This is a genomic window from Candidatus Jordarchaeum sp. (genome assembly GCF_052745115.1).
In genome coordinates this window covers 1-2,911 of the sequence record NZ_JBRAKS010000430.1, presented here as the reverse complement: position 1 = coordinate 2,911, position 2,911 = coordinate 1, and the positions used below count along the sequence as shown (strand labels likewise).

4 protein-coding genes are annotated in these 2,911 nt (G+C 38.6%); 3 read left to right on the top strand and 1 reads right to left on the bottom strand.

Annotated features, from left to right (window positions below; genetic code table 11):
• Positions 1 to 29 precede the first annotated feature (29 nt).
• Positions 30 to 407 carry a hypothetical protein gene (locus ACUVXA_RS19100; RefSeq protein WP_445872882.1) on the top strand — a complete coding sequence of 126 codons (378 nt, stop codon included), beginning with the start codon at positions 30 to 32 and terminating at the stop codon, positions 405 to 407.
• Positions 408 to 567: 160 nt separating this feature from the next.
• On the opposite strand, the gene ACUVXA_RS19095 is transcribed toward ACUVXA_RS19100, so the two are convergent.
• The gene (locus tag ACUVXA_RS19095) at positions 568 to 1,311 is read right to left on the bottom strand and encodes a metallophosphoesterase family protein (RefSeq protein WP_445872881.1); all 744 of its coding nucleotides are present in this window, start codon (positions 1,309 to 1,311) and stop codon (positions 568 to 570) included.
• Positions 1,312 to 1,526: 215 nt separating this feature from the next.
• On the opposite strand from ACUVXA_RS19095, the gene ACUVXA_RS19090 reads away from it, so the two are divergent.
• Both ACUVXA_RS19090 and ACUVXA_RS19085 read left to right on the top strand, forming a co-directional pair.
• A complete protein-coding gene (locus tag ACUVXA_RS19090; protein ID WP_445872880.1) occupies positions 1,527 to 2,438 on the top strand; it encodes a hypothetical protein in 912 nt (303 codons plus the stop codon).
• Positions 2,439 to 2,467: 29 nt separating this feature from the next.
• Positions 2,468 to 2,737, top strand: a complete 270-nt coding sequence (locus ACUVXA_RS19085; protein WP_445872879.1) for a hypothetical protein — start codon at positions 2,468 to 2,470, stop codon at positions 2,735 to 2,737.
• Positions 2,738 to 2,911: the final 174 nt, after the last annotated feature.

Genomic DNA, 2,911 nt, shown 5'->3' with positions numbered 1-2,911 from the left:
AACCGAACACCATTTAGGCGGTGTCCTAAATGGGTAAGTTTCGGACAACGGTACCTGATGCTTATTTTATTGAAGAAGCAGTAAATGAGGGCTGGATCAGAGTCGAAGAAATGAATGAAGGTGAAGTTTCAAAAGTAGCTAAAGCGTTTAAAATTCACACTTTTGAAGCGGAAGCCATACTTCTGGCAAAAAAGAAGGGTACCCTAATTCTTTTGGATCAGACACGTGTCAGAGAAGCTGCCAAGGGATTAAAACTATATCCTCGCGGAAAAATATACGTTCTAAGGTTAGCATACAGAAATCAACTAATTTCCAAGAAACAATACCTTAAATCAATAGATGAACTGATTGAAAACGATTTCCCAATCTCAATTGAAGTATATAAAGAGGGAAGGAAAATAGAATAGCCGGATAAGGAATATTAGGTGTTTAATGTTTGTATGGATTTAGCCGATAGGGTTAGAAAGAATTCGAATTGGAGAACATGGTATTTCTTTACTAGCTATACATTTTAAATCTCGAAATCTGCGAGGATTTCTTAATCAGTATGTATTTGAGAACCGGGTTTTATAATATTTTACATTTTCTTACGCGTACTTCTTTTCCACCAACTTCTTTCAGGTTAATGGTTGTAAATATGTCCTTGAATTCTATTATATAGTAGCACTGAGGAATTTTTGCTCTAACCTTTCTGCAAGAAGGGGTCCCCGCAGTTGCAACATAGATATCCTCAACTCTCCATACGTGGGGTGTATGCTTATGGCCACAAAGAACAAGATTCACCTTATTTCTTACGAGCATTTGTATGAAATCACCAGCATCGGTTAAAACGTTTCTCTCTCTGCCTGTTCCCGGCACTGATACTAGGTGGTGATGTACAGCAATAATTCTGAAAACATCCTCTGGAACGCTCTGCAAGTTTTTTTCAACCCAGTCTTGCCTGCCTCTTCCGACACGTCCCTCATCCAAATCTGGTACGCTACTATCGATACCCACAATAACAACATCGTCCATTTTGTGTACCCAATTTCCAAGCCCGAAGATTTCCTCGTAATAAATATAACCAGTGTATCTAGCGTCGTGGTTTCCCGGAATGACAAGGGTTTTAGGTTTGAACTGGTCTACATATTTTTTCGCCAGTTCATAATCTTCTTTTAATCCAAACATGGTCAAATCTCCGGTTAGGATAACGGCTTCCGGAGCTAATTCGTTTACCTCATCAATACAAGCCTCTAGTTTTTCGGGCATGAACTCCCCTCTCTCACCTTTACCAACATGAATGTCCGAAACGTGTACAAATAAATGATCCAAAAGAACACCCCTAAATTCTGATTTAATGATTGTTTCTAATAAAAAAGGTTATAATTACAATCTTAAGCATTACTGTGTAGCTGTTTTTTAGAAAATAATATAAATTCATAAGGTATGTATTTAAGCGTTTAAAAAAATTGAACTCTCTAAATCCGGGTTTTGATGTTAATAGTTTAAACCCTTTAGTTTCAATCATTTATAATCGGAGGATGAGGATGGATAATCTTAATGTATCAAAAGAAGATAAGGCGGAGCTTCTTAAAAGAGCTAAGAGGCACATATTCTCGCTGGGTGTGGGTGATATTGGCTCTGCTCTGTGTAGAGTTAACATGAAATACGGATTAGCCAAAATTCATTGGATGCAAGAAGAATTAGGTATGGAACCCAACGCCACATTCATCTCTGGTCCGGATGAAACTATTTCTAGAAATACTCAAAGATGGCAAGGAGGCATTGGTTATGGTGGGAAACTAAGCTGGGGGGAAGGAAACGAAAAATTATTTGTTCTAGATGTCATGCCAAACACCTGTGGGATGCTTGTTGGGGGACTAAACAAATTACCGAGATACGAGGATCTGATTCCAAGAATCCACGATGTTTTAAATAAAAATATTGAAATTGATGGAATCCCCATAGAATGGGATTTCGGTAAGGGTAACCACTTTATCGATTTATTCCGCGTAAGAAGATTAGACGGTTCGAACCTTCCACCCTACGCCTTCCTTATACATTCCGGAAACCAGGAACTAAAAGGTGACAACCCAAAAGGGTCTGGACTATACTACCACAAAAGCAAACAACTACGTGAGACTGCCAAAACTATAAGCACCCCCTTCGGAGACCTCCACGTATTATTGGATAAAGAGGTTGAATCCTACTGGAAATTCTACCTATACGCGGAACTTTTCTCCAAAAGAAGGCGATTGGTCGCTGCAAAAGAAATTTTCGATGACTTTGTAGAAATAGCAAATGTTACGCATCAAGGCTTGTTAAACAAAAATGAAGTTTTACTTGGTATCAACTATTCGTTGGAGGAATCTCTTCTACCCATAGGCACAAAAGCGGGATTACCCTCTTTTCTGGTAAAGGGTAAAAAAACCTGTCTGAAGAAAACGTTGAGAACCTAGGATTTACACGTCGCTCCCATGAACTAGGAGTGTACCACAGACTAAAAAACGCAAATATTGTACCACACGGCACTGGGTACACCTTTCCAGAACTTCTCTCTGTATTAGAGGTTAAAGAGATAGATAAAAAAAGATACTTTGTGGTTGATATGCAAAACGCCGTGGGACAAAAAATAATTGACAACCCGCGTGAAATACCCTACACGTTCAGAGGACAAGCAGTTGTACTCCGTTCATTGGAACTAGGACTATGCGAAATCGCGGCAAGACTTATTCCCGAATACGTGTTAAAAGTATGAAATTTTTAGACTCCTTAATCAGTTTTTAACCTTATACCAGGTGGGAACTGTTCTCCCCAAAAATTAAGTTCGCTTCTATTGACTTTTGTATGGCTGAGCAGGAGATTTCCCACAGAATCTGCTCTGTTGCACAATTTTACTTTTTCAAAAAAATTTGATTATATTTTGAAAATT

What these genes read in the sequence shown, in the direction of transcription:
- ACUVXA_RS19100 (WP_445872882.1), top strand. Translation starts at nt 30, where the DNA reads ATGGGTAAGTTTCGGACAACGGTACCTGATGCTTATTTTATTGAAGAA.
- ACUVXA_RS19090 (WP_445872880.1), top strand. Translation starts at nt 1,527, where the DNA reads ATGGATAATCTTAATGTATCAAAAGAAGATAAGGCGGAGCTTCTTAAA.